Genomic DNA, 26155 nt, shown 5'->3' with positions numbered 1-26155 from the left:
CCCGAAGTATGACTCATTCAAGTCTTGAGTGGAGCCGTTTCAACCAACCATGCTCGAGTCGTTCGGCCACCGTTCATTTGGAGGAAGCGACGAAGCTTCGCCCGGCGCTTGTAGTGTCCGAGCGCGCCCTGCGGCGAGCCAGCGCCAGCGTCGCGAGGGAGACGACGACGATGCCGGCGCCGAAGAGCTGGATCGTCGGCGCGGCGCCCAGATGACGGGCGGTGTACCCCGCGGCGATCGCGGGCAAGGAAATGGCCGCATAGGCCACGAGGTAGAACGCCGCGATCACCTGCGCGCGATGATCCGGCGGGGCGGCCGCACCCAGCAGGCGCAGCGCACCGAACATCCCACTGCCCATACCGAATCCGATCACCACCCCCGAGCACAGGAACGCCGCCGCCGAACCACTACCGGTCACCGACACCGCCAAGAGAAGAATGCCCGCCGACATGATCGCCATACCCCACCCGATCTGGGACGCCGGCGTGCGCTGACGGGTCGAGATCGCCGCCGCCGTGCCCGCGCCGCCCATCACCAGAATCGCCACACCCGCCGGGAGATAACTGCCGGTGTGCAGCAGGCTCGGGACGATCGCCCCGACCAGACCCAGAAACAGCCCGATGATCGACCACGCGCACGCGATCGCCAAACCCGCCACCGTGAACGGGGCCAGCACCGCCCGCGGCACCCCCGGCGCGGTGATCCGGAAACCACTGCGCGACACCACCGTCTCCGGCATCAGCACACTGCCCGCCAGCAACAGCGCCGCGAGCACGGCCAGCAGCACGAACGGCGTCACCATCGGAGACGGGCCGTACTGCACCAGCAGCGCGCCGACCAGCCCACCGGAACCGACGCCGAGCGAACTGGCCACCACGTTGTACAAGCCCGCCCGCGCCGGATCCGCACCGTCATACAGCTCCAGCAGCGCCGCACCCGCGGCACTGATCACAATGCCCGTCGACAAACCCTGCACCGCTCGCGCCAGGAACAGCCACCCGACACCGGAAGCGCAGGCGAACAACACCATCGAAGCCGTCAACCCCGCCAGTCCCGCCGCGATCACCGGACGCCGGCCCACCGCATCGGAGACACGGCCCAGCATCAGCAGGGACGCCAGCACACCGAAACAATAGGTGGCATAGATCCATGTCACCGTCGAGGTGTCCAGCCGCCAGGTCGTCGCATACAGCTTGTAGATCGGCGACGGTACCGCCGAGGCCGCCAAACAGAACCCGATCACCGTCGCGGCCAAGCCGAAAGCCACCGGGCGGGGGAGCCGCGCGCGGCCCGAAACTTCAGTCCTAATCACAAGATTCAGCCTGATCGCGCAGCCGCACACCCACGAGTGGCAAAAATGACCACCTTGATGAAAATTCTGCCAGTACTCTGGTGGAGTGAGCACCCCCGGAATCGTCGCGGTCGCCGTCACCGACGGCATGCCCATGCTGGAGATGTCCATCGCCGCACAGGTATTCGGCATCCAGCGCCTCGACATCGCCGACCCGTGGTACGAGCTGCGCATGTGCGCCGCCGACCCGGGGGAGACCCGGATCACCCACGGCTTCGTCCTGGACACCCCCTACGACCTGCACGCCCTGCACGACGCCGACATCGTGATCGTGCCCGGCCTCAACCCCGACAACATCGCCGCCGACATCGTCGACCCCCGGCTCAACGACGCACTCCTGACCGCACACGCCCGCGGAGCGCGAATCGTGTCACTGTGCACCGGCGCGTTCGCCCTGTCCGCCGCGGGCCTGCTCGACGGGCGCCCCGCCACCACACACTGGCGCTACGCCGACCTCATGCGCACCCGATACCCGCAGGTCCGCCTCGACCCGTCCGTGCTCTACGTCGACGACGGCGACGTCCTGACCAGCGCGGGCGTTACCGCCGGCATCGACCTGTGCCTGCACCTGGTCCGCACCGACCTCGGCGCCGACGTCGCCAACCAGGTCGCGCGCCGCATGGTCGTGCAAACCCACCGCGCCGGGGGACAGGCCCAATTCATCGAACAGCCCATGCCACGCTCCGGCAGCGACGGCTTCGGACACGTCCTGCAATGGGCCACCGAAAACCTCGACCAGCAACTCACCGTCACCCAACTCGCCCGCACCGCCGGCCTCAGCACCCGCACCCTGGCCCGCCGCTTCACCGAATCCACCGGCACCACACCACTACGCTGGCTGCACTCGGCCCGCCTGTCCCGCGCCCGCCAACTCCTCGAATCCACCGACCTCCCCATCGAGCGCATCAGCCAACTCTGCGGCATGGGCACCGCCGGCAACCTCCGCCACCATTTCATCCGCGAGGTAGGCGTAACCCCCATGACCTACCGCCGATCCTTCCAACGCTGACTATCGGATGCAGCCGAACACCATTCACGAGGAACCGCCGAACCGATTCAGGTAGGCGATCGCCGACGCGAGCCGAGCCGTATCGTCGCCGAACTTCCCCAGACCCAGATTGCATGACGGGCACAGCAGCCCACGCACAGCGCCATCGGCATGATCGTGATCGACCGATAGGGGAGACTTGATAATGGGTACGCCGTCCTGCCGCGGTCTGCCGCCGACCCCCGACACCTCGATCTCGTCCTCATGGATGCCGCAGATCGCGCAGCGGTAACACTGAGCCAGGCGCATGGAATCGTATTGCTCAGGAGTGATTCGGTATTTGGCCCACAGGTTGGCGCGGCGTGCTTCCGTCGGCCCTTGCCGCGAGCGGCGTGCGCGCTGATAGCACTTCATACACAGTGGGTTTCGCTTGGCCCGAGCCATCGCAGAACGTGCCGTCAGTTACGGGAGGTCAACTTGACATAGTGTTGATTATCGGCATATTTACGGCGGGGGCTGGAGCGGGGAAAACTGTTGTATTGCAGATGGATTCGGTGACTGTTCGGTGAGTTCTGCTGCCAGGCCGTGACTTCTGTATTGGTTGGTGTGTGTGCTGCTGTTGGAGGCTGCAGGATGGTGTAAATCGGTGCGGGAGTTTATTTTTCGTTCCAGCGGCCCTTTGGTGGAAATATTCCTGTTCTGGGTGGTTGGCTGGATTGGGGCTGATTGGAGGTTCGGCTGCCGCTCCCCTGTGGCCCGGATCTTCACCCTTGATACGTCACTGTGACGGAATATTCGACGGTCTGGCAAGGGATGTGGTGACCGCGTACCTGTCCATCGCCACGGTGTATATGCATTTGGACGCGTATCAGACCGACGGCACGGTATGTGTTGCCGTTCTGTCGTTCGGTGGGTGCTGCATGATCGGGGCTGAGCTAGCGTGGGGTGGGGCGTTCATCGCAATGGGTGGGGCCTCTCCCCTGCGATTCCTGTACTCCCCCAACATTATTCGTCACAGTGACGGAATAAGGGCTGGTGTCCGGTCATCCGTGATTGCGGCGATATACGCCCATCGCGCCCGGATGCAGGGGTGCGACACCGGTGCCGATGAGTGAGCGGGCCTCGAGGAACTGGGTGCCTGCTGCTTCGGCCGGTACCAGGGAATCGGGGTGGGTGAGGAGCAGTTCGGTGAGGGCGGCGGCGGTGGTGTCGGGCAGGCTGGGGCTGGCGATGAGCAGGTTCGCGACGCCGATGGTGTGTACGGGTGGGGAGTTCGGGTAGGTGCCGGCGGGGATGAGGACCGGGTCGTAGAGGTAGCCGAAGCGGTCGCGCATCGGGTCGGCCAGGCCGGTGAGATCCAGTAGGCGGATTGCGGGGTCGGCCAGGGCGGGGGTGGGGACGCCGCCGGCCCACAGGAGGGCGTCGAGGCGGTCGGTGGTGAGGGCGGTGACAGCGTCTCGTAGCGGTAAGTGGCTGATGGTGACGTCGGTGCGGGTGAGACCGGCGGCCAGGAGCAGTTTTTCGCCGGTGTGGGTGGCGCCGGATCCGGATGCGCCCAGGTTGACGCGTGTGCCGCGCAGGTCGGCGAGGGTGGTGAGGGGGCCGGTGGCGGCGACGGCGAGTTGGAGGTAGTTCTCGTAGACGCGGCCGATGGCCGGTGGCGGGTCGGGGTTGTCGTCGAGGGAATCGGCCAGGATCAAGGCTGTGTCGGCTTCGCCGCGTGACAGGAGGGCCAGATTGTCGACCGAGCCCGCGGTGGCGATGACATCGATACGCAGCCCCGTCGATGCGGCGATACGTGAAAGTTGTTGCGCGAACGCGTGATAGAAGCCGCCCACCTCCCCCGCCGCCAGCCGCACCGGCGACTGGGCGGAATCATCGGAACAGGCGGTGAGCCCCAGCGGGCCCGCCAACCCGGCCAGCGCGGCGAAAGCTGTTCCGGAGCGCAGGAATCCGCGCCGTGACAGCAGGCGGGTACCGGAACCGGTGGGAATGCCGGAAGCTGCGGACATGGCAGCCGATTGGTCGCCGCTCATGAGCTCTCCCCCACCGGCAGACCGATGATCACTGCCAGCCCGTGCGGTGTCACCGGCTCGACTGCCAGGCGGCCGTGTACGGATTTCACCAGGGCCGCCGCGATTGGCAGCCCGAGACCGGAACCGCCGATCCCGTGGGCGGTGCTGCCCCGGAAGAAGCGGGTCGTGAGGTCGGCGAGCTCGCTGTCGGGTACGCCGGGACCGTCGTCGGCCACGATGATCGTGACCTCGCCCGGTGCCGGGGTGACCGTGATGCGGGTGTGCGCGCCGGGGCCGGCGTAGCGGGACGAATTGCTCAGTGCCACATCCAGGATTTGTGCCAGCACATCGGCGGGGACACTGGACACGGCCTCACTGCTGGAGCCAGGGAGACCTTGGCCCTCGTCGGCTCGTTCGACAGAACCGTGCCCGGCGCCTGTCCTTCCAGCGAGACCGTGCCGCTCGCCTGCTCGGCCGGCGAGCCCCTGTCCGTTGCCTGCGTGGTCGGCGGGACCGTGTCCGTTGCCTGTGCGGTCAGCGAGTCTGTGCCTGTCGGCCTCCTGCCCGGCAAGTTCGTACCTGCTGTCTGTCTGCCCGTCGCGGCGATCGGCAGCCGGGACTGTGCCTTCGAGTGACAGCGTCATACCGGCTTGGTCGAAAGCCGTGTGCCAGGCGTCGATCCGGTCCGCGGCGACCGCGCGCACATCGCAGGGTTCGACCCGGCGGGCCGGTGTGACCGCATTGCCTTCCGCGACCGCGAGGGTCAGCAGGTCGTCGAGCAGCGCGGTGAGTCGCTCCACTTCGCGGGTCGCTCCGTGGAAGGTGGCGGCCGCGGTCGCGGGAATCGCGGGCTCGAGGGAATCGAGGCGGATGGTCAACGCGGCGAGCGGATTCCGCATCGCGTGCGCGGTGTCATCGACCAGGCGGCGTTGCGCGGCCGCGGAATCCCGGACGGCCAGGGCCATGGTGTCGACCGATTCGGCGACGGCACGCAGTTCGGGCGGGCCACCGTGCCGGCGTGTCATGGCGGCGGTGGTGCGAGGTTTGGGTAGCGACGCGGTCAATCCCGCCACCGCCGCCGACAGCCCGGCCAGGGGGCGAAGCACCCAGCGCGACAGGATCAGCGCGAGTGCGGTGAACACGGCCATGGCGGCGAGTGCGCCCAATGCCACGATCGCCCACACCCGCGCGATGTCGGTGCGTGCGCGAGCGGTCGACACGGTGATCAGGACCGCGCCGTCGACATGCACGTCACTGCCGACCGGCCGGGCGATCAGCAATGTCGAAGGCCCCCACGGCAAGAGCCGCGCCGGGGTGGCGGGGCGTTGATTGCGGCGGGCGGCCGCCACCGCGGCGGCGATCGCCGGATCGGCGGCATCGACTCCCGCGTTCACGATCGGCAGCCCGCGCGCATCCACCACCAGCACCGGTTCCCCGTACAGGTCGTGGTACCGGTTCACCTCCGCCGCCAAGCCCCGATTGTCGCCGAGCGCGCCCGCCGTGACCGCCAGGGCCGCGAACCGGTCCGCGTCACCGATGCGGTCGCCGGCCAATTGCTGGGTGCGGCTGGTCGCGGCGGTCAGGCACAGCGGTACTGCGAACGCCAGCACCGCGAGGGTGGCGAACACGGTCAAGGCGGTCAGCAGCCGGCGACGCACCGCTCATTCGCCCCAGCGGTAGCCGTAGCCGCGGATGGTGGTGATCAGTCCCGGCCGGTCGAGCTTGGCGCGCAGCCCGGTCATGTGCACGTCCAGGGTGCGTGAGACCGCCACGAACGCATCGCCCCAGATGCGATCCATCAACTGCTGCCGTGAGACCGCCGCTCCCGGGCGTTCCACCAGCGCTTCGACGAGTTCGAATTCCTTGGCGGTCAATGTCACCGGGATTCCCGCGATCTCGACCCGGCGCGCTTCGAGGTCGACTCGCACATCCCCGGTCTGCACGATGCGCTGGCTCGCCGGCGCCGAGACGGCGAGATGGCGGCGCGTCACGTTCTCGATGCGTGCCAGCAGTTCGGCGATCCGGGGCGGTTTCACCACGTAATCGTCGGCGCCGCCGCGCAATCCGCGCACGATGGAGCGTTCGTCGCTGCGCGCGGTCAGGATGACCACCGGGACCGTGCTCACTTCTCGCAGCTGCCGCAGCACCGTCAACCCGTCCGCGTCGGGCAAGCCGAGATCGAGTACCACCGCGTCGTAGCCGCGATGCGCGGTCAGCAGATCCGTCCCGCGCCGCATCCGATCGGTGTGATGGCCGCGCGCGGTGAACGCTTCGACGAGCGCGTCCCCGACCCCGTCATCGTCTTCGACCACCGCCAAACGCATGGGCTGATTCTCTCCTGCAATCGAAACCGACTGGTCACCGGGCTCGGGGGTATGGACGGTCGCCCGGCGTCGGCACGCCGGGCGACGATATCGGCGGAGGCCGTCCCGCCGTTCGGGTCTTCCTCGAACAGCGGGACGGCCTGTCGTTCCAGGACGGCCCGGACGAATCCTGACGCCGGGGTGCCGTCAAGCCCACCCCGGCCCGCCGCTCAGCGTGCCGCGACCTTCTCGACCGTCACCGCCGCGACCTCGTCACCGGCCCGCGCCGCCTGCGCTTCGGCGTCGATCGCCGAATCCGCGGAGGTTTCCCGCATGAAGAAGTAGGTGAGCAGCGAGATCAGGATGCAGCCCGACACGTACCAGAAGTACAGCGATTCGTGCCCGGCCTTCTTCAACGCGAGCGCGATCATCTCCGCCGTGCCGCCGAAGATCGCCACCGTCAGCGCGTACGGCAACCCGACCCCGAGGGCGCGGATGCGGGTGGGGAACAGTTCGGCTTTCACGATCGCGTTGATCGAGGTGTAGCCGGTGATGATGACCAGCGCGGTCAGCATGAGCAGGAATGCCGGGATCGCGGAGGTGGTGTGCCCGAGGATGGTCATGATCGGCACCGTGCACACCGTGCCCGCCACTCCGAACGCGATGAGCAGTTTGCGCCGCCCGATCCGGTCCGAGAGCGCACCGGCGAGGGGTTGCAGCACCACGAACACCAGCAGTGCCACGAAGTTGATCCACGCCACCGTCGATTTGGCGATGCCGGAGGTGTTGACCATGTATTTCTGCATGTAGGTGGTGTAGGTGTAGAACGCGACCGTGCCGCCGAGGGTCAAACCGACCACGAGCAGGCATTCGCGCGGATACCGCAGCAGCACCTTCAGCGACCCCTGCCCCGACTTGCCTTGCGCGGCATCGCTTCCGGTGCGCGCGGATTCGCTGCGGAAGGATTCCGATTCGTCCATGCCGCGTCGCAGCCACATCACCACGATGGCCGCGCCCGCGCCGATCACGAACGGGATCCGCCAGCCCCAGGCGTACATTTGCGCGCTGGTCAGGAACTGCAGCAGCACGATCTGCACACCGAGCGCGATCAGCTGTCCGGCGACCAGGGTCACGTACTGGAAGCTGGAATAGAACCCGCGCCGTCCCGCCGAGGCCACTTCCGACAGGTAGGTGGCGCTGGTCGCGTACTCCCCGCCCACCGACAATCCTTGCAGCAGCCGCGCCAGCAGCAGGATCACCGGCGCCGCCAATCCGATGGTGGCGAAGCTCGGTGTCACCGCGATCAGCAGCGATCCGGCCGCCATCACCGTCACCGACAGCGTCAGCGCCGAGCGCCGCCCGAACCGGTCGGCGTAGCGGCCCAATGCCCAGCCGCCGATGGGCCGCATCAGGAATCCGACCGCGAACACCGCCGCGGTGGACAGCAACTGTGCCGTTGCATCCCCTTCGGGGAAGAACGCTTTGGCGAAATACACGCTGAACGCCGCATAGACGTACCAGTCGTACCATTCGACGAGATTGCCGATCGAGCCGCGCAACACGTTCGCGACGACCCGGCGTTCCCCGCCCGGCGCTGTTGCTGTCACTGGGTTCTCCTTCACTAGCGTGATGCCTCATCGCATCCGCACCCACTGTGGCGGGCGACACACGCCGGTTGAAGAGGTCTCGGGGTTTCCTAACAGTCCCTTAGGACGGAAGCCGGCGGGCGACAGCGTTCGGATACCGCTTCCGGGGATCGCGACGGTTGCCGGGCGATCGCTCGAACAGTGTTGCGGCGGAACGGATTCCGGAGGATCGAAAAGGTGTGGGCGGGGCCGGTGGGGAGCGGTAGCGTGCCGGGCATGGCGACCAAGAGCAATTCGTATCTCGATCAGGTGGTGGCGCAGCAGGCGGTGCTGGAGGAGGAGTTGGCGGGGTCGGGGCCGGCGGGGAGCGGGCGCGGGGTGATGGCCAAGCGCGCCAACCGGGTCGGGCCCGCGCGGGAGACACCGGTGCAGGGGCCGGTGGATGTGCGGGTGAGCGGGTTCTGGCGGTGGCGCACGGTGCTGGTGCCGCCCAACGCGTTCGTCGTGCACACCCGGCGCGGACGCAGCGAACCCCTGCACATCGGGCTGGGGGTGTCGTTCCGGTTCAACCCGGCCACCGACTCGTACCTGGTGGTGCCGGGCGCGATCCAGACGATCCTGATCAACGCCTACTGCATTTGCTCGGAATTGCAGGGCGTGCTGGTGCAGGGGTACGTGCAGTGGATCATCGACGATTTCGCCACCGCCTACCGCAAACTCGATTTCTCCGACGCGCAGGATCCGGTGCGGTTGGTGAACGTGCAATTGCGGGAGCAGGCCGAGGCCGCCATCAAGGACAAGGTGTCCACCCTCGGGGTGCGTGATGTGCTCAGCGACAAACAACCCATCATCGAGGAATTGACCGCCCGGCTGCGCACCGTCGCCGAAGGGGACGGGGACGGGCGCGCCGATCGCGGACTGGGTTTGCGGATCGTGACCGTGCAGATCAAAGAAGCGGTCGTCAGCTCGAACACGTTGTGGGAGAACCTGCAAAAGCCCTACCGCAGCGAACAGAACCGGGTGGCGCGCCTGGCCGAACTCGACGCCCAGCAAGCCGTCACCGCCCGCGAGATGGCGGCCGCGCGCACCAGCGAACAGCAGCGCATCGAGAACGAACGCGAACTGGCCGACCTGCGGGCCCGGCACGAAGCCGCCCGCTTCGATCGCGAATCGGCCGAACAATTGCGGCGCACCACCCGCGAACACGACGACGCGGCCACCGTCGCCGAACTCGCGCAACAGGCGGCATTGACGGCATTGCGGCTCGAACGCGAACAGCACGGCGAACGCGCCGAGAACGCCCGCCTGGCACAGGAATTGCGGCGGCTGCAGGTCGACGCCGAACTCGCCCTCACCCACGCCCGCGCCCGGGCCGCACACGAGGAGGCACTGCTGGGGATCGAACGCGAACGCCTCGGCATCGACAACGCCAATCAGCGCAGCGCGAGCACCGTGCAAGCGCAACTGGTGGAAGCACTGCCCAAGATCGTGCACGCGTTGCCGGCGCCGGCGGAGCTGAAATCGGTGCAGATCGGCGGGGACACCCTCGGATTGGCGGGCCTGATCACCCAATTGAGCGAAATCCTGGCCCTCGTCCGCCCGAACGGGCAACCGTGACCGGCGGTTGCGGCAATCTCCGGATTCGGCGGGTACGGGGGCGGGCGCGGCTCTACCGTCGGTGCTGAACCTGGTGGTGGAGTGGAACGAGAACTGCGATGAGTGAACCGATGACCTCCTGTGCGGCCTTTCAGCGCGTGGCCGCGATCGACCCGGACGCGATCGCGGTACGCGCGATCGGCGGCGAGGTGGAATTGAGCTGGGGTGAATACGCCGCGCAGGTGAAAGCCGTCGCGGCCGGACTGGCGGCGCTCGGGGTCGGGCGCGGGGACACCGTGGCGTTGATGATGGCCAACCGGGTCGAGTTCTATCCCCTGGAAGTCGGCGCCCAGCACACCGGCGCCACCTCCTTCTCGGTGTACAACACGCTCTCGGCCGAACAGTTGCAATACGTGTTCACCAATGCGGGCAACCGGATCGTCATCTGCGAAGCCCACTACGTCGAGCGGGTGCGCGCCAGCGGGGTGCCCATCGAAACCATCGTGTGCGTCGACCGCGCCGTACCCGGCACGCTCAGCGTCGCGCAATTGATCGCGTTGGGGCGCAAGGACTTCGACTTCGACGCCGCCTGGCAGGCGGTCACGGGCGAGGATATCGTCACCCTCTGCTACACCTCCGGCACCACCGGCAACCCCAAAGGCGTGGAGATCGCCCACGCCAACCTCGCCTTCGAATGCCACGCCTACGCCTCGGTCATGCCCGTGGAATTCGGTGACCGCATCACCTCCTTCCTGCCGACCGCGCACATGGCCGACCGGGTCACCGCGCTCTACCTGCACCAGTACTACGGCACCCAGATCACCGTCGTACCCGACCGCACCCAACTGCCCGCCGCCCTGGCCGACGTGCACCCCACCATCTGGGGTGCGGTGCCGCGGGTGTGGGAGAAACTCAAAGCGGCCGTGGAATTCTCCGTCGCCAGCGAAACCGACCCCACCCGCAAAGCCGGACTCCAATGGGCCCTTGACGTGGCCGGACGCAAAGCCGTCGCGCAACTGGCCGGGGCGGCCCTCGATGAGGTGCAAGCCGCCGAATGGGCGAAAGCCGACGCGGCGGTGCTGTCCAAGCTGCGCGCCAAACTCGGCCTGGATCAAGTGAAATGGGCGCTGTCGGGGGCCGCGCCGATCCCGCCGGAAACACTCGGGTTCTTCTACGGGCTCGGCATCCCCATCTCCGAAGTGTGGGGGATGTCGGAGCTGACCTGCATCGCCAGCGTCAGCCCGCCACAGACCGCACGACTGGGCACGGTCGGCAAACTGCTGCCGGGGCTGGAATCACGCATCGCCGAAGACGGGGAATTCCTGGTGCGCGGACCACTGGTCATGCGCGCCTACCGCGACGAACCCGGCAAAACCCGCGACGCGCTCGACGCCGACGGCTGGCTGCACACCGGCGACATCATCACCGAAGACACCGACGGCTACCTGCGCGTGGTCGACCGCAAGAAAGAACTCATCATCAACGCCGGCGGCAAGAACATGTCCCCGGCCAATATCGAGAACAGCATCAAAGCCGCCACCCCGCTGATCGGAGCCATCGCCACCATCGGGGACGCACGCCCCTACAACACCGCGCTCATCGTCATCGACGCCGAAACCGCACAACCCTATGCGGCACAACACCATCTCAGCGACGGGTCCGCGGCGGCGCTGGCGGTGGACAAGGAAGTGGTCGCCGAGATCGCGCGCGGCGTCGCGGCCGGGAACGCGAAACTCTCCCGCGTCGAACAGATCAAACGATTCACCATCCTGCCGGCGTTCTGGGAACCCGGAGGCGACGAGATCACCCTCACCATGAAACTGCGCCGCAAACCCATCGCCGCCAAATACGCCACCGAGATCGAACGCATGTACTCCCCCACGCTCGCCGACGGAGTACACGAACCCGGCAGCGGGGAAGCGGTGACCGGCTGACATCCGGCACCTCGATCGTGCCCGCCGCCGGTACATCGGCGGCGGGCACGCGCGCATCAGCTGTGCGGCATGAGCCACGCAGGTGCGCCCGGACGCACCCGGGAGCCTCCGTCGGGTGCGGGGTGCGCGCGGGCGATCGGCGTCGATACCAGCCCTGGATAACAGAGCATCTGCTCTGTTATGGTTCGGGTATGCCCCGCCCCCGCACCCACGATCCGGACGCGGTCCTCGATGCCGCCGAAGACCTCGCCGTACGCTCCGGCGCCGCCGCGGTCACCATCCGCGCGGTCGCCGCCGCGACCGGAGCATCCAACGGGGCGATCTACCACACCTTCACCTCACGCGCGGAACTGCTGGGCCGCACCTGGATTCGCGCCGCCGGACGCTTCCTGGACGTGCAAGCCGAACTGGTCGACGCACAAGCCACCCACACTGACCCGGCCGATGCCGTGGTCGCTGCCGCCGACGCACCGGTGGTGTTCACCGAACGGTATCCGGCCTCCTCGGCGCTGCTGTTCAGCGTGCGGCGCGGGGACTTCCTCGGCGCGGAACTGCCCGAACAGGTGCGCGGTGAACTCGACCGGCTCGACCGGGCGCTCATCGATCTGCTCAAACAACTGGCCACCACCCTGTGGGGGCGCGCGGACCGGCAGGCCGTGGACACCCTCACCATCTGCGTCGTCGACCTGCCCACCGCGGTACTGCTCGACCGCCGCCGCCTCACCGACCCGGTCGCCCGCACCCAGCTGCGGGCCGCCGTACGCGCCGTCCTCGAGATCGGACCCGCCCCGCGATCACCTCGAAACCCCTGACCCGCACCGGCACTCGCCCCACCCGAACACCGAAGGAAATTCCGATGACCGTCACCCTGAGCTACCGCGACAAGATCGCCGTCCTCGACCTCGGCGACGAGGAGAACCGTTTCTCACCTGACTTCCTCACCGAGGTCAACACGCACCTCGACAGCGTGCTCGCCGACGGCGCACACGCCCTGATCACCACCGGCAGCGGCAAGTTCTACTCCAACGGCCTGGACCTGGACTGGCTCTCGGCCCACGGCGACCGCGCCGAATGGTATGTGGCGCAAGTACACGCGCTGTTCGCGCGCCTGCTCACCTTCCCCACACCGACCGTCGCCGCGCTGCCGGGACACGCGTTCGGGGCGGGCGCCATGCTGGCCATCGCGCACGACTTCCGGGTCATGCGCGAAGACCGCGGGTTCTTCTGCTTCCCCGAAGCCGACATCCGGATTCCGTTCACCGCCGGCATGGCCGCGCTCATCCAAGCCAAACTCGCACCCAAGGCGGCGGTGGCGTCGATGACCACCGGACGGCGCTTCGGCGGACTCGACGCGCTCGCCTACGACATCGTGGACGCCATCGGGCCGCTCGAAGAGCTCACCGATACCGCGGTCGCGCTCGTCGCGCCGCTGGGAGTCAAGGATCCGGGCACCATCACCGCCATCAAGAACGTCATGTTCGCGCCCGCGGTCACCGCGCTCACCCTGCCCTGAACCAATTCGGCCTGCCCTGAACCGAACCCGGCCTGCCGCAAGCAGTTTCGCCGATACTCGTGCGGGGTCAGCGCAGGTGGTCGACGGCGTAGACGGCCAAGCGGACGCGATTGTCGCAACCGGTCTTGTCCATCAACTGCGCGATATGTTTCTTGACCGTGGTCACGCCCAGATGCAGGCGGTCGGCGATCTCCTGATTGCCGAAACCCTCACCCACCAGCAGCAATACCTCGCGTTCGCGCGGGGTCAACTCGGCAGCGGGCGCCCGCTGATGCGCCGGTGCGGCCACCGCGCGATCCACCAGCCGCCGCAGCAGCGACGGTGAGAACAACAACTCACCGTCGCGCACCCGCCGGATCGCGGCCAGCAGATCCGCCGGCTCGGTGTCCTTGACCAGATACCCCGCCGCACCCGCCGCCAACGCCGGAAACAAATGCTCGTCATCGTCGAACGTGGTCAGCACCAGCACCTTCGACTCCGGACGCGCCGCCACGATCTGCCGCGTCGCCGCCACCCCGTCCAAACCCGGCATCCGCAAATCCATCAACACCAGATCCGGACGCAACTCCGCCGCCGCCCGCACCGCCGCCACCCCATCGGCCGCCTCACCCGCCACCTCGAGATCCGGCGCCGCCTCCACCAACATCCGCAAACCCGCCCGCACCAGCCGCTGATCATCCACCAGCAGAATCCGCGTCATCGCACACCACCCGCCGGGGACGTCGGCGCACCGCCGGAAGAAAGCGGCCAACCCGCACCCGAACTCGCGGCGGAATCGACTGTGGTTGTGGACTTCGAACCCGCGGCGGGACCGACTGCGGCAGTGACGTCGCCGTTAGCCGATGCTGGAGCGGCAGTGGGTAAGTCGGCCAGGACCTGCCATTCGTGGCCGACCGCGCCGACGGTCAATGTGCCGCAGGCGAGTTCGGCGCGCTCGCGCATCCCGACCATGCCGTGCCCGAGCGGCGGGTGTCCGGTGCGGGACAACGTCGGTGGTGAGGTGTTGGCGGGCAGATCGCGATCGGGGATGCCGCTGCGTACCTCGAGGCGGATGCCGGATTCGCTGGGAGTCAGGGTGATTCGCACCGGGCGGCGGCGGTCGGCGTGCTTCATGACATTCGTCAGGGACTCCTGTGCCAGCCGCAGCAATGTCAGCCGCGCGATCGCATCCAATCCCTCGACCGGGGCGGACAGGTCCGATTCCACCGTGAATCCCGCCGCGCGCACCCGCTCCACCGCCGCCGCCAGTTCCCCGCGCACCGCGGCCGCATCCACCAAGGTCACCTCGCTCAATGCCGGATCCCGCAAGGCCGCCAGCAATCGCCGGATATCGGCCAGTGCGCCGGTCGCCGTCTCGGCCACATCGTCGAGCACCTGCGCGACCGGCGGATCAGCGACGATCACCTGCCGGGCCACCTTCACCCGCAACACGATCGACGCTATGTGATGCGCCACCAGATCATGCAATTCCCGTGCCAGCGCGATGCGCTCCTCGGCCCGCGCCCGCGTCTCACCCTCGGCCGCGCGCGCCCGCAACGACGCCGTCAACGCTCGCTGCCCCCGCAGATACAACCCCAGCAGCACCGGCAACGCCACGAACGTGCCCGCCTCCACCACCGCGCTCACCAACCCGAACGACGGTGAATGCCCACCCCACCTGCCCACCACGACCGCAACCGTCCAGCACACCGCCGCCAGTGCCGTCGCGCCCGACCCGCACCGCACCACCACCTCCACCAGCGCCACCGCTCCCAGAAACGGCACCAGCCCCGACAAACCCCACGCCGGAATCAAGAACAACGGCACCGCCAGGCCCGACAACACCAGCGAGACCGGCAACGGCCACCGCCCACCTACCGCGAACACTATCGCCGCCGACATCGCCAGCAGCCAATAACTCAACGGCACCCGATACTCGCCCGGAAACGTGCTCGCCATCAGCAACACTGGAGTAACCACCAATGGCAGTACACGCCCGGCTTGCCACACGTCACGGAAACCACGGGGAAAGCGCACCCATCCACCCTAGAGAACCCAACAAACCACCCACCCTGCGACGCGTACACCCACCGCCTCGCGAGCACCGACCAGCGGCAACGTGAGCTTTTAGCAGAGGGTGCAAGGGTGCGCAAGGTGCTTGGGGGCCGGAAAACGGGTTGGGATGCGGCCTCTCGGAGGGAGTCGGGGGCGGGGGTGGGCGGCGAGGGTGGAGGGATCACCGACCCGAGGAGAATTCGTGCTCTCGAGACGACGACTGCTCGTCGCCGCCACCGCCCTGCCCGTCGCGTTCGCTGCCGGCGGATGTGCACGGGGTGCCGGATCCACTGTTGCGGACGGTTCCGGGGGTACCCGGCCGTTGCCGATTCCGCCGGTGGAGCACGGGAGCGTGGATGCGGCGGGGGTGCGGCGGTTCGCGTTGACCGTGCAGGCGGGGAATTCGGAGATCGTGGCCGGGAAGTCCACGCCCACCTGGGGATACAACGGGGCGATGCTGGGGCCGACGTTGCGGGCGCGGCGCGGGGAGACCGTCGCGGTGGCGGTGCGCAACACTCTCGGTGAGGCGACCAGTGTGCATTGGCACGGGATGCATGTACCGGCGTCCTGCGACGGCGGACCGCATCAGATGATCGCGCCCGGCGGGCAGTGGAATCCCAGCTGGCGCATCGAACAGCCCGCGGCGACGCTGTGGTATCACCCGCATCCGCACGGCAATACCGAAAAGCATGTGTACCGGGGGCTTTCGGGCTTGTTCCTGATCGATGACGAGGACAGCGAGGGCTTGCCGCTGCCGCGCGAGTACGGGGTGGACGATATTCCGGTCGTCCTGCAGGACAAGACGCTCACCGCGGACGGGACGCTGGATGAGCGGCGCGGCAACAGTTTCGGGTTGCTCGGGACCACCATGGTGGTGAACGGGATCAGTGGCGCGCATCTGGAGGTGCGGACCGAACGGGTGCGGTTGCGGCTGCTCAACGGATCCTCGAGCCGGGTGTTCCAGCTCGGATTCTCCGACGACCGGCGATTCGATCTCGTCGCGACCGACGGCGGACTATTGACCGAACCGGTCGCGCTGCAACGGATCACGCTCAGTCCCGGCGAGCGCGCCGAGATCGTGGTCGCGGCGCGCGGGAGCGACTCGGTGGTGCTGCGCGCGCTCCCGGTCACCATGCGGGCCGGGATCGACCGGCCCGAACGGTTCGGGTTCGACGACACCTTCGACGTGCTCACCCTGCGCGCGGGCACCCGGTTGCACAGTTCCCCCGCGCTGCCCGCAGCGCTCACCGCCGCACCGGCCGCCCTCACCGCCGCCGCGGTCGACCGCACCTTCGACCTGAAATGGTTCATGATCAACGGTTTGAAAATGGACATGAACCGTATCGACATGACCATCACCACCGGCGCCACCGAAGTGTGGGCGGTGCGCAATCTCGAGGACTGGCCGCACAATTTCCACGTCCACGACACCCGGTTCCGCATCCGCGCCATCGACGGCGCCCCGCCGCCACCGGAACTGGCCGGGTTCAAGGACACCGTCTACACCGAACCCGGCCGCACCTACGAACTCGTCATGCATTTCCCCGGCCCCGCCGACCCCACCTACCCGTACATGTTCCACTGCCACCTGCTGCACCACGAGGACGCGGGCATGATGGGCCAATTCCTGCTCCTGGACCCCGGCCAGCAGGCGACACCGATGACCATGCCGGCCGATCACGCGGGCATGGAAAACGGTGGGCACGGCGGACATTGACCGCCGCGGCCGCGACGATCAGCAGGCAGCCGTCCCGCCGGAGCAGCCCTCAGCGGACCGGTACCGATGCCGCGCGCAGGTGGGGCAGCAGATGCGCGGCCACCTCGCCGGGGCGTTCGGCATGCAGGAAATGCCCGGCTCCGGCGATCGAGGCATGGGTCGCCCCGGCCCGCTCGGCCAGCACGCGTTGCAGGTCCGGCGACAGGCAGCCGTCACGGGCACCGGCCAAGGCCAGGGTGGGCAGCGCGGGCCACGGCGCCACCAGCAGGCGCTGGAATTCGCGGGTCGCGGCACGGTGCACGGTGAACAGGGAACGGTAGTAGCGGGTCGCCGACCACGCCATCAGCGGATCGGTGAACACCGCCGCGGTGGGCGCGAAGTCGGTGTCGGTGAACGCCCAGCCCGGTGACCAGCGCCGCCACAACGCCCGCACGAACGCCGCGTGATCACGGGTGAGCAGCCGCGGGGACGCACCCGACTGCATCACCGGAATATAGGAGGAGAGCAGGGTTTGCCGGGGCAGATACCGCAGCGCGGCCGCGGGCATGCCGTCGCCGAACGGCGGGATCGCCAGCAGGGTCAGGGAAAGCCACTGCGGCGGGGACTGCTTGGCCAGGATCGTGGCCGCGAACGCACCCCAATCGTGGCCGACCAGATGCGCGGGCGGGGACCCCAGCTCGCGATGCCAGGCAGCGATATCGGCGCTGACCGCCATCAGGTCGTAGCGGGCACGCCGATCGGCCGATTCGCGGGTGTAGCCGCGCAACCACGGCGCCAGCACCTGATATCCGGCCTCGAGCAACGCCGGGATCACCGCGTCGAAACTGTGCGGGGTATCGGGGAAACCGTGCAGCAGCAGCACCAGTGGCGCGTCGGCGGGCCCGAAATGGCGGGCCGAGAGCGTCAGTCCGTCACGTCGCAGGGTGCGTACGCGCGCCTGGGAATTCGCAGCCGTCATCTCATCAGTCCTCACATCGGTCAGCGCGCCACTCATCGAGGGGCCTCGCTGGTGTGCCGGAGTATGCGTGCGCGCCCCGGCCGTCATCAACAGTGGGTGCCGCCAGGTGGGACACGCTGTGCTGCAACCGGATTCACCGGCCCTTCCACACCGGCGGCCGCTTCTCCACGAAGGCGCGCATACCCTCGCCCGCGTCCTCGGACGACACCGCCGCCGCGGCCACCTGACCTTGGCGGGCGAAGGCTTCGCTGGTCGACCAGTCCGGGGCCTGCTCGATGATCTGCTTGCTGGCATCCACGCTCAGCGGCGCGTTCACCGCGATCCGTTCCGCCAGCGCCAACGCGGCATCCAATGCCTGACCGGGTGCGGCGACCTCGTTGATCAACCCGATCTGCGCGGCACGCTCGGCCGTGATCGGGTCACCGGTCAATGCCAGCTCCATCGCCACCGCGCGCGGCAGTCGCTGCGACAACCGCAGCACCCCGCCGCCGATCGCGACCAGACCACGCTTGACCTCCGGAATGCCGAAGATGGAATCGCTGGCGGCCACGATCAGATCCGCCGCCAGCGCCAGCTCACAGCCACCGGCCAGCGCCGGACCCTCCACCGCGGCGATGAGCGGTTTGCGGGGCGGGACGGAGATGATGCCGAGGATGCCGCGCTTCTCGGTGACCGGCACCTCCCCGCGCGCGGCGGCCTTGAGATCCATTCCGGCACTGAAATATCCGCCCGCACCGGTGAGGATCGCGATGCGTGCGTCCGGGTCGGCGTCGAAGGCGTCTATGGCGCGCTCGAGGCCCAGCGCGGTCGCCAGATCGACGGCATTGCGGGCCTGCGGCCGATTGATCGTGATGATCATGATGTGGCCGCGGCGCTCCACCAGCACCGGCGCCGGCGGCGGCGCGGGCAACGGCACCGGCTGCTGCCCGGTGACCGTCACCTGATCCCCGTCGACGGTCACCGGCAAACCCAGCAGGTCCTGATCGGTCGCGGCCGCGAGGAGCCCGGAATCGGTGCCGCGCACCAGTACTCGCGCCCCCTGCGGGGTCAGCAGGCTCAAGATCACCGCTTCCGGGACGCCGTCGCGGTCATAGGGCAGCGTGTACGCCTCCACCACCGCCGGACCCGCGTACCCGGTGCGGGCCGGGCGCGCCGGCGGATGCTCGATCACCGGCCGCAGATGCGCGAACCCGGTGCGCGGCGGCACCGTCGAATACACGCCGATCGCATGCTTGGTCAGATACCAGCCCAGCGAGGTGGCCAGCCCGAACGATCCGGGCTCGGCCCGCAACCGCCCCACCAGGCTCGCCACCGCGTGCCCACCGTAATTGTTGCCCGGACCGCCCCCGAAAGTCAGCCCGCCCGTCACCGTCAGCGACCGCTTGGGATCCTCGGCCGCCAATCCCAGCTCCCGCGCCGCGATCTGCACCGCCACCGGGAAACACGCGTACAGATCCACATGCGCGACCTCCTCGATCGTCACCCCCGCATGCCCCAGCACCGCCGCACCCAGCGCCGCGATCGCCGGGGAAGCCGCCAATTCGGCGCGCTCGCTGACGAACCACTCATCGGTGCCCGACGCGCCCGCGTGAATGAACACCCACTTGTCCTGCGCGATCCCCGCCGCCTCGGCCGCCGCCACACTGCACAGAATCAACCCCGACGCCATGTCCACCGTCAGGTTCGCGCACTCGAGCTTCGGATACGGGGCCGCGATCATCCGATTCTCCGGCCCCACCGTGCCGATCTGCTCGGCGGTCAACTCCTGCGGCTGCCACGCGAACCGATTGCCCGCCGCCACCGCCGAGAACCGCGCCCACAACTGCGCCACCGCCCGCGCATGCTCACTCACCGTGCGCCCGAGCCGATGCCGGTTCGCCGACTCGAGCAGCGCGTACATCGTCGTCGGCGCCAGCAACCCCGCCGCCGTCTCCGCCGCATTGTTGGCCGGTTTGTCGATCCCCACCGTCCGTGTCGGCGCCACCGCCGAATCCTGTGCCGGCCACGCCAATTCGATCCCCGCACGCTGCGCCGCCGCCTGCGTGGCCCCCGCCTCGGCGCCCGTCACCAGCGCGATCTCGAACTCCCCGCCCGCGATCGCCGCCGCGGCCTCGTTGATCACCAACTGCCCGCCGTCACCCCCGAACGGACTCGACTGCACCGTCACCACCTCACCCGCACCCACCGCGGCCGCGACGATCGCCCCCAGATCCCGGTACTGCCACGACGTCGGCGCCACCGAGAACACCGCCTGCGCGCCCGCCAGCAGCCGCCGCGCAGGCTCGGGCAGCACACCCGTCTCGGCCGGGCCGGCATCGGAATCCGCGCCCGGCGAACCGGATTCGACATGCGCGTCGTCGCCCGGACCGGTGGTGGCGGCCGCGTGATCCGGAGACGCCCCTGCGCCCGACCCGGCCGAGCGGGATGCCGTCGCGGCAGAACGATCGCCAGGCGTGGTGCCGACAGCCGACGGTGAGGAACCCGCGGCGACGGGGGACGTGGCATCCAGGGCCGCGCGGCGCAGGGCACGCACCGCCAGCTCCGAAGGATCCACGAAAGCGGGATCCTGGACACGGTTGACGACCTGCCCGACACCCACCAGGACCGGGGTGTTCGGTGCCAGCATGCGGCCCGAGGCGTGATGCAGCACCGGCGTGCGCGCCACGACAGGACCGGTGAGCTGAGGTGCCGCGGCCGCGACCGCGGCGGGCAGCGTTGCCAGAGATTCGCGCAATGCGTCACCCAGACCGCGGGTGACCGTCGCGCCCAGCGGGCCGTCGATCGGCGGACCGGCCAGGCCCGCATCCAGATACACGACCGAACCGGCGGCCGCGGGGACCACCGTGATCCACAACCCCAGGCGCAGACCCTGCGGGCCGGTGCCGTGCAATTCCAGACCCGCCGGTGTCACCGCGGCGACCGTCCAGGCGATATCGGCGGGGATACCCATGAACTTGGCCACCTGCGTGAACTGCGCGCCCCCGACCGCCTGACCCGGCGGATCGCCACGCCAGCCCGCATGGAATGTCACCCACTGCGGGATCCGGTCCAGGCCCGCCAGATACGCGGACACCAGATCCGCGGCCGAGTCCAGGTCCTGGCGGGCGTGCGCGGCACGCGTGTAGTCGGCGAGTCCGGCAGGCGGCACATGCGCCTCGGCGGCCCCGCCCGCCGCGCTCGCCGATGCCGTGGGCGCCGGTTCGGATGCGCGGCCGGTCAATCCGGCCACCACGTCCCGCACGATGCGCGGATCACGCCGCATCGCCCCCAGCAGTTGCCCGCCGGCCCGCACCTGTTTGCGCACCGCCCGCCCCTGCTCGAACACCGCACGCAATCGCTCGAATCCCGGCACCGCGTCCACCGTCTACCTCCTCGTCGAGGGTCAGAGCCTCACCGTAACGCGGCCACCGGCCACCGAGATCGATGAATTCGGCCGCGTAGCAATCGCTTACGGCTATAAATCCGCCGGATCAGCGGTGGCCGACGGTGCCGCGCCGGCGGCGACAGCGCGAGCCAGCTCCGCGCGGGTGGCGATGCCGAGGACGGAACGGACCGACGCGGACGGCCCGTACGAAAACGCTGGGCCCCGGACGGATCCGGGGCCCAGCAGGGAGTTCGAGGGTCGTCGATCAGAGGCGGATGCCCAGGAGGGCGTCGACCGCGTCGCGGACCAGCCCCGGCGCCTCGGCATCCGGGCCACCGTAGTTCAGTGCCTGCTGCGCCCAGGCGTCCACGGCGGCAAGGGCTTTCGGAGTGTCGAGATCATCGGCCAGATGCTGACGCAGGCGGGCGATCGTGTCCCCGGCGGCCGGGCCCGAGGCCAGGGCGGCGGCCGAGCGCCAGCGGTCCAGGCGTGAAAGGGCTTCGGCGAGCACGGCATCGGACCATTCGCGGTCGGTGCGGTAATGCCCGGCGAACAAACCCAGGCGGATGGCGGCCGGATCGGTGCCGGCGCGGCGCAGCTTGGACACGAACACCAGATTGCCGCGCGACTTGGACATCTTCTCCCCGTCCAAGCCGATCAAGCCCGCGTGCACGTAATGGCGGGCGAACCGGCGGCCCTTGACCAAGGCTTCGGCGTGCGCGGCGGAGTATTCGTGATGCGGGTAGATCAGGTCGCTGCCGCCGCCCTGCACATCGAACTCGGTGCCGACCCGGTTGAGCGCGATCGCCGCACACTCGATATGCCAGCCGGGACGGCCCGACCCGAACGGCGCCGGCCACGACGGCTCACCCGGACGCTCGGCCCGCCACAACAGCGCATCGATCGGATCCCGCTTGCCCGGCCGATCCGGATCGCCGCCGCGTTCGGCGAACAGCACCTCCATGGTGGCCCGGTCGAATCCGGACTCGTACCCGAACTGCTCGGTCGCATCGTGGCGGAAGTAGATATCGGGGAACTGCGCGTCCTCGACCACGTACGCCGCACCGCAAGCCAGCAGCTTGTCGACCAGTTCGACGACTTCCTGCACCGATTCGATGGCCCCGATGTAGTCGCGCGGCGGGATCACCCGCAGTTCGCTCATGTCCTCCCGGAACAGGTTGATCTCGCGCGTGCCCAGCTCCCGCCAATCGATGCCGTCGCGCTGGGCGCGCTCGAACAGCGGATCGTCGACATCGGTGGTGTTCTGCACGTAATGCACCTCGTGCCCGGCATCGCGCCAGACCCGGTTCACCAGATCGAAGGTCAGATAGGTGGCCGCGTGCCCGAGATGGGTGGCGTCGTAGGGGGTGATGCCGCACACGTACATGGTGGCGGTCGCGCCGGGAGTGACCGGACGCACCTGCTTGTCGGCGGTGTCGAACAGACGCAACGCTGGTCCGGATCCGGGGACGGTCGGGACAGCGGTATCGGACCAGGACTGCATGGATCGAGGTTAACCCCGCAGGCGCGCCGCACCCCGCCCGCCCCCAGCCAGACGAATCGGGCACCACCGCGCAGTGGCGGGTTCGACCTGCACTTTAGTGAAACGACGAATACCGTCAAGGGTTGAAATCATGATGCTGGCAACGTTTTCGGACTGTTCGCTCACAGCGATAACCATCCGATTGCCCCGCGGCAGGGGGTCAGAACGCGGGCCAGGGGATCGGCCGCTGTGACCCCGGCAACGGCATCACCGGATCATCCAGCAACGCCCGCCCGCGCGCCTCCAGGGCCTCGATCTCGGCGTCGGTGATGTGCTCACCCAGGCGCCCGCCCAGCTCCCCGGGCAGCGCCTTCACCAAAACCGTGATGTCGGTGAGCAATTCGGGCGGCACCGGCGCACCGGCCCAGCCCCACAACACCGTCCGCAGTTTCGGTTCGGCGTTCAGGCAGATCCCGTGATCGACCCCGTACACGCCGCCGTCCGCGCCCAGCAGCGCGTGCCCGCCCTTGCGGTCGGCATTGTTGATCAGCACATCCAGCACCGCCATGCGCAGCAACCGCGGATCATCGGCATGCACCAGCGACACCGGATGCCCCGCCGGATCCAACGCCCGCAACACTTCCCGATACCCGTCGGGGATCTCACCGGCCGGGCACAGATCCACCAGATCCGGCACCGCCGGATCCTCTTCGATATCGATCCACCGCTGCACCATGCCCGGACCCAGCGGGCCCTCGCGCAGCACGGTTTCGGGAATCACGCCCCAGCCCAGCGCATCCGACACCAGATACGAGGCCACCTCCCGCCCGGCCAGGGTGCCGTCCGGGAAATCCCACAGCGGCCGCTCCCCGCGCACCGGCTTGTACACCGCCCGCACCTCGCTGCCGGCGACATCGCACACCAGCGTCACATTCGAGGCCGTGGTGACCTGCCCGATCACCGTCAGCTCGCCGGTGCGTAGCGGGTCGCTGCTCATCACTCAGTCCTCGATGCCGGTGGCGCCGAAGATGTCGCCGCGCTTGTAGCCGTTGGTGCGCACACACATGTGCCCCTGCGCCGAGAGCGGTTCCCCGCACAACGGGCACGGCGGCCGCCCGGCCGCGATCACCCGCGTCGAACGCAACGCGAACTCGCGCGCCTGGATCGGGGTCAGGAACACCCGCACCGCGTCCGGGCCCTCCTCGGTGTCATCGAGCACCACCGATTCGTCGACCTCGGTCTCGGTCAACGCCAGCAACTCCACCACGACCGCGTTCGCGTCCGCGTCCCAGCCCAAACCCATGGTGCCGACCCGGAATTCGGCGTCGATCGGGGTCACCAGCGGGGCGTTGTCGGCGACCTCGGCCGCTTTGGGTGGCACCTCGGTGCCGAAGCGCCGCGCCACCTCGTCCAGCAACAACCCCATCCGATCGGCCAGCACCTTGACCTGCTGCTTCTCCAGCAGCACGCTCACCACGCGCGGTTCCTGCACGGCTTGCAGGTAGAAGGCGCGGTCACCCGGCTCGCCGACGGTGCCGGCGACGAAACGATCGGGGGTGCGGAAAATATGGATTGCTCGGCCCATTGCACCTCCTGACAGCTCACTCACACTATGAATCGGGGCGTTCCGCTACCCCATTATCCGTACTCCCGGTGGTACCCGTTTCACCTCCGGGCACCGGCCCCGAGCGCGATTCGCTACCGGTTCGCGGCGAAATCGCTGCCAGCGTGGACAGGTCCCCGCCGGTGTCGTTGACCCGCCACACGTAGGGGGCCATCGGGGTGTAGCGGACGACACTGATCGACGCCGGTTCCACCACGATCCGCTGAAAGCCGTCGAGGTGGATACCGAAGGCGTCGGCCAGCACCGACTTGATCACATCACCGTGGGTGCACGCCACCCACAGCACGTCACCGCCGTGTTTCTCGGCGAACACCCGATCCAGCTCCCGGATGGCCGCCACGGCGCGAAACTGTACCTGCGCCAAGCCTTCTCCACCCGGGAACACCGCCGCCGAGGCCTGCCGCTGCACGATCTTCCACAGCGGTTCGCTCACCAGTTCCGACAGCGCGCGCCCGGTCCACTCGCCGTAATCGACCTCGAGCAGGCGTTCGTCGGGTTCGGCCTCGATCCCGAGCTTGTCGGCCAGGGGTGCGACTGTTCGCTGACAGCGCAACAGCGGCGAGCACACGATGTGGTCGATCGGCAGCGAACCCAGCCGCTGCACCAAGGCTTGGGCTTGTTCACGACCACGGTCGGTCAGATCGACGCCCGCGCTGCGACCGGCCAGGGTGTGGGCCGTATTGGACGTGGACACGCCGTGCCGCAAGAGGATCACCGTCACCGTGACAGCCTAGTCGTCAGGTCGCCGAAACGACGCCGGTCGCCAGCAAGCCCATCACCGTGAAGCCCAGGACGATGCGGTAGCCGACGAACCAGTCCAGGGAGTGGCGGGCCACGAACTTCAGCAGCCACGCCACCGACGCGTACCCGACCACGAACGAGATGACGGTGGCCACCAGGATCTGCGCGCCCGAGGCATTGAGGCCCTCACCGGCGGGCTCGAAGGCATCCGGCAGCGAGAACAGGCCCGAGGCCACCACCGCCGGAATCGCCAGCAGGAACGAGAACCGCACGGCCGCCTCACGAGTCAGCCCGCAGAACAGACCGGCCGCCGACGTCGCACCCGAACGCGACACGCCCGGAATCAGCGCGAGGCATTGCGCGAAGCCCATGATCAGCCCGTCCCGGGTGGTGAGCTGATCGATCGGGCGCTTCTTGCTCGAGTAGTACTCCGCGGCCGCGATCACCAGCGCGAACACGATCAACATGGTCGAGATCAGCCACAGATTCCTTGCGCCGGTACGGATCTGGTCCTTGAACAGGAACCCCAGCACGCCGATCGGGATGGTGGCGATGATCACATACCAGCCGATGCGATAGTCCAGGCGGCGCTGGGCATCGGGATCCAGCGGCGGCTCCTCACCGGTGTAGGCGGGCAGCACCACCGTCGGCGCGTCCTGCCAGGCCACCGGCACTGGTTCGCGCTTGGTCGCCTTCCAGTACAGAGTCGTGAACCAGGCCACCAGAATCCGCCAGATGTCCTTGGCGAAATACACCAGCACCGCCGCCTCGGTGCCCAGCTGGGTGACCGCGGTGAACGACGCGCCCGCGTCGTCACCGAAGAACACGCCCGACACGATGCGCATATGCGCCGACGAGGAAACCGGCAGAAACTCCGTCAAGCCCTGCACCAGACCCAAAGTCAGGGCCTGCACCCACGTCATCGCCTCGCCCACAAACCCTCCAGAA

At 68.6% G+C, this 26155-nt stretch carries 21 protein-coding genes; 6 read left to right on the top strand and 15 right to left on the bottom strand.

Translation table 11 applies throughout. The features are described from left to right. Positions 1-73: 73 nt before the first annotated feature. Positions 74-1432 carry an MFS transporter gene (locus NY1_RS05585; RefSeq protein ID WP_169815309.1) on the bottom strand — a complete coding sequence of 453 codons (1359 nt, stop codon included), beginning with the start codon at positions 1430-1432 and terminating at the stop codon, positions 74-76. Here NY1_RS05585 and NY1_RS05580 point away from each other — a divergent pair. Beyond that, positions 1398-2360: a helix-turn-helix domain-containing protein gene (locus tag NY1_RS05580; RefSeq protein WP_233434213.1), complete on the top strand. Its 963-nt coding sequence runs from the start codon at positions 1398-1400 to the stop codon at positions 2358-2360. The two genes, NY1_RS05585 and NY1_RS05580, sit on opposite strands and share 35 nt — an antisense overlap. 24 nt (positions 2361-2384) lie before the next feature. On the opposite strand, the gene NY1_RS05575 is transcribed toward NY1_RS05580, so the two are convergent. The 5 genes from NY1_RS05575 to NY1_RS05555 form a co-directional block, all read right to left on the bottom strand. Then, the gene (locus NY1_RS05575; protein ID WP_067709119.1) at positions 2385-2753 is read right to left on the bottom strand and encodes an endonuclease VII domain-containing protein; all 369 of its coding nucleotides are present in this window, start codon (positions 2751-2753) and stop codon (positions 2385-2387) included. A 629-nt stretch (positions 2754-3382) separates the two neighbouring features. Then, the gene (locus tag NY1_RS05570) at positions 3383-4375 is read right to left on the bottom strand and encodes a TAXI family TRAP transporter solute-binding subunit (protein ID WP_439955995.1); all 993 of its coding nucleotides are present in this window, start codon (positions 4373-4375) and stop codon (positions 3383-3385) included. After that, on the bottom strand, positions 4372-6012 hold the full coding sequence (locus tag NY1_RS05565) for an ATP-binding protein (RefSeq protein ID WP_067709117.1): 1641 nt from the start codon (positions 6010-6012) through the stop codon (positions 4372-4374). The genes NY1_RS05570 and NY1_RS05565 overlap by 4 nt, the downstream gene beginning before the upstream one ends. A 3-nt stretch (positions 6013-6015) precedes the next feature. Beyond that, positions 6016-6678, bottom strand: coding sequence for a response regulator transcription factor (locus tag NY1_RS05560; protein ID WP_067709116.1), 663 nt, complete (start codon positions 6676-6678; stop codon positions 6016-6018). Positions 6679-6887: 209 nt separating this feature from the next. Then, positions 6888-8264 (bottom strand): MFS transporter, encoded by a 1377-nt coding sequence (locus tag NY1_RS05555; protein ID WP_067709114.1) that lies wholly within the window; start codon positions 8262-8264, stop codon positions 6888-6890. 255 nt (positions 8265-8519) lie between these two features. Here NY1_RS05555 and NY1_RS05550 point away from each other — a divergent pair, with 255 nt between their 5' ends. The 4 genes from NY1_RS05550 (at position 8520) to NY1_RS05535 (ending at position 13286) form a co-directional block, all read left to right on the top strand. Continuing rightward, entirely contained in the window at positions 8520-9860 is a 1341-nt protein-coding gene (locus NY1_RS05550; protein ID WP_067709220.1) for an SPFH domain-containing protein, read from the top strand. 98 nt (positions 9861-9958) lie between these two features. Then, the gene (gene fadD11, locus NY1_RS05545) at positions 9959-11773 is read left to right on the top strand and encodes a fatty acid--CoA ligase FadD11 (protein WP_067709110.1); all 1815 of its coding nucleotides are present in this window, start codon (positions 9959-9961) and stop codon (positions 11771-11773) included. A gap of 191 nt (positions 11774-11964) precedes the next feature. Then, positions 11965-12585 carry a TetR family transcriptional regulator gene (locus tag NY1_RS05540; protein WP_067709108.1) on the top strand — a complete coding sequence of 207 codons (621 nt, stop codon included), beginning with the start codon at positions 11965-11967 and terminating at the stop codon, positions 12583-12585. Between the two features lie 44 nt (positions 12586-12629). Further along, positions 12630-13286, top strand: coding sequence for an enoyl-CoA hydratase-related protein (locus tag NY1_RS05535; protein ID WP_067709106.1), 657 nt, complete (start codon positions 12630-12632; stop codon positions 13284-13286). A 67-nt stretch (positions 13287-13353) separates the two neighbouring features. Here the strand turns inward: NY1_RS05535 and NY1_RS05530 are convergent, their stop codons facing one another. Together NY1_RS05530 and NY1_RS05525 are read right to left on the bottom strand one after the other, a co-directional pair. Beyond that, a complete protein-coding gene (locus NY1_RS05530; protein WP_067709105.1) occupies positions 13354-13986 on the bottom strand; it encodes a response regulator in 633 nt (210 codons plus the stop codon). After that, complete coding sequence (locus NY1_RS05525) at positions 13983-15224, bottom strand: sensor histidine kinase (protein ID WP_084534688.1); 1242 nt, start codon at positions 15222-15224, stop codon at positions 13983-13985. Before NY1_RS05525 ends, NY1_RS05530 begins: the two co-directional genes overlap by 4 nt. Before the next feature lie 298 nt (positions 15225-15522). Here NY1_RS05525 and NY1_RS05520 point away from each other — a divergent pair, with 298 nt between their 5' ends. Beyond that, on the top strand, positions 15523-17037 hold the full coding sequence (locus NY1_RS05520) for a multicopper oxidase family protein (protein WP_067709102.1): 1515 nt from the start codon (positions 15523-15525) through the stop codon (positions 17035-17037). 49 nt (positions 17038-17086) lie between these two features. Here the strand turns inward: NY1_RS05520 and NY1_RS05515 are convergent, their stop codons facing one another. The 7 genes from NY1_RS05515 to NY1_RS05485 form a co-directional block, all read right to left on the bottom strand. Continuing rightward, entirely contained in the window at positions 17087-17995 is a 909-nt protein-coding gene (locus NY1_RS05515; RefSeq protein WP_067709100.1) for an alpha/beta fold hydrolase, read from the bottom strand. A 133-nt stretch (positions 17996-18128) separates the two neighbouring features. Beyond that, a complete protein-coding gene (locus tag NY1_RS05510) occupies positions 18129-21356 on the bottom strand; it encodes a crotonase/enoyl-CoA hydratase family protein (RefSeq protein WP_067709098.1) in 3228 nt (1075 codons plus the stop codon). A gap of 268 nt (positions 21357-21624) precedes the next feature. Then, the gene (mshC, locus tag NY1_RS05505) at positions 21625-22863 is read right to left on the bottom strand and encodes a cysteine--1-D-myo-inosityl 2-amino-2-deoxy-alpha-D-glucopyranoside ligase (RefSeq protein ID WP_067709096.1); all 1239 of its coding nucleotides are present in this window, start codon (positions 22861-22863) and stop codon (positions 21625-21627) included. A 199-nt stretch (positions 22864-23062) separates the two neighbouring features. Beyond that, positions 23063-23839: an SCO1664 family protein gene (locus NY1_RS05500; protein ID WP_067709094.1), complete on the bottom strand. Its 777-nt coding sequence runs from the start codon at positions 23837-23839 to the stop codon at positions 23063-23065. 3 nt (positions 23840-23842) lie between these two features. Beyond that, entirely contained in the window at positions 23843-24427 is a 585-nt protein-coding gene (locus NY1_RS05495) for a DUF3090 domain-containing protein (RefSeq protein WP_067709093.1), read from the bottom strand. Between the two features lie 25 nt (positions 24428-24452). After that, positions 24453-25187, bottom strand: coding sequence for a histidine phosphatase family protein (locus tag NY1_RS05490; protein WP_067709091.1), 735 nt, complete (start codon positions 25185-25187; stop codon positions 24453-24455). A 16-nt stretch (positions 25188-25203) separates the two neighbouring features. Then, positions 25204-26142 (bottom strand): undecaprenyl-diphosphate phosphatase, encoded by a 939-nt coding sequence (locus NY1_RS05485; protein WP_174567159.1) that lies wholly within the window; start codon positions 26140-26142, stop codon positions 25204-25206. Positions 26143-26155 lie beyond the last annotated feature (13 nt).

The sequence above is a fragment of the Nocardia yamanashiensis NBRC 100130 genome, assembly GCF_001613325.1.
In the GTDB taxonomy this organism is placed as follows: Bacteria; Actinomycetota; Actinomycetes; order Mycobacteriales; family Mycobacteriaceae; genus Nocardia; species Nocardia yamanashiensis.
This window is presented reverse-complemented; position numbering and strand designations above follow the sequence as displayed.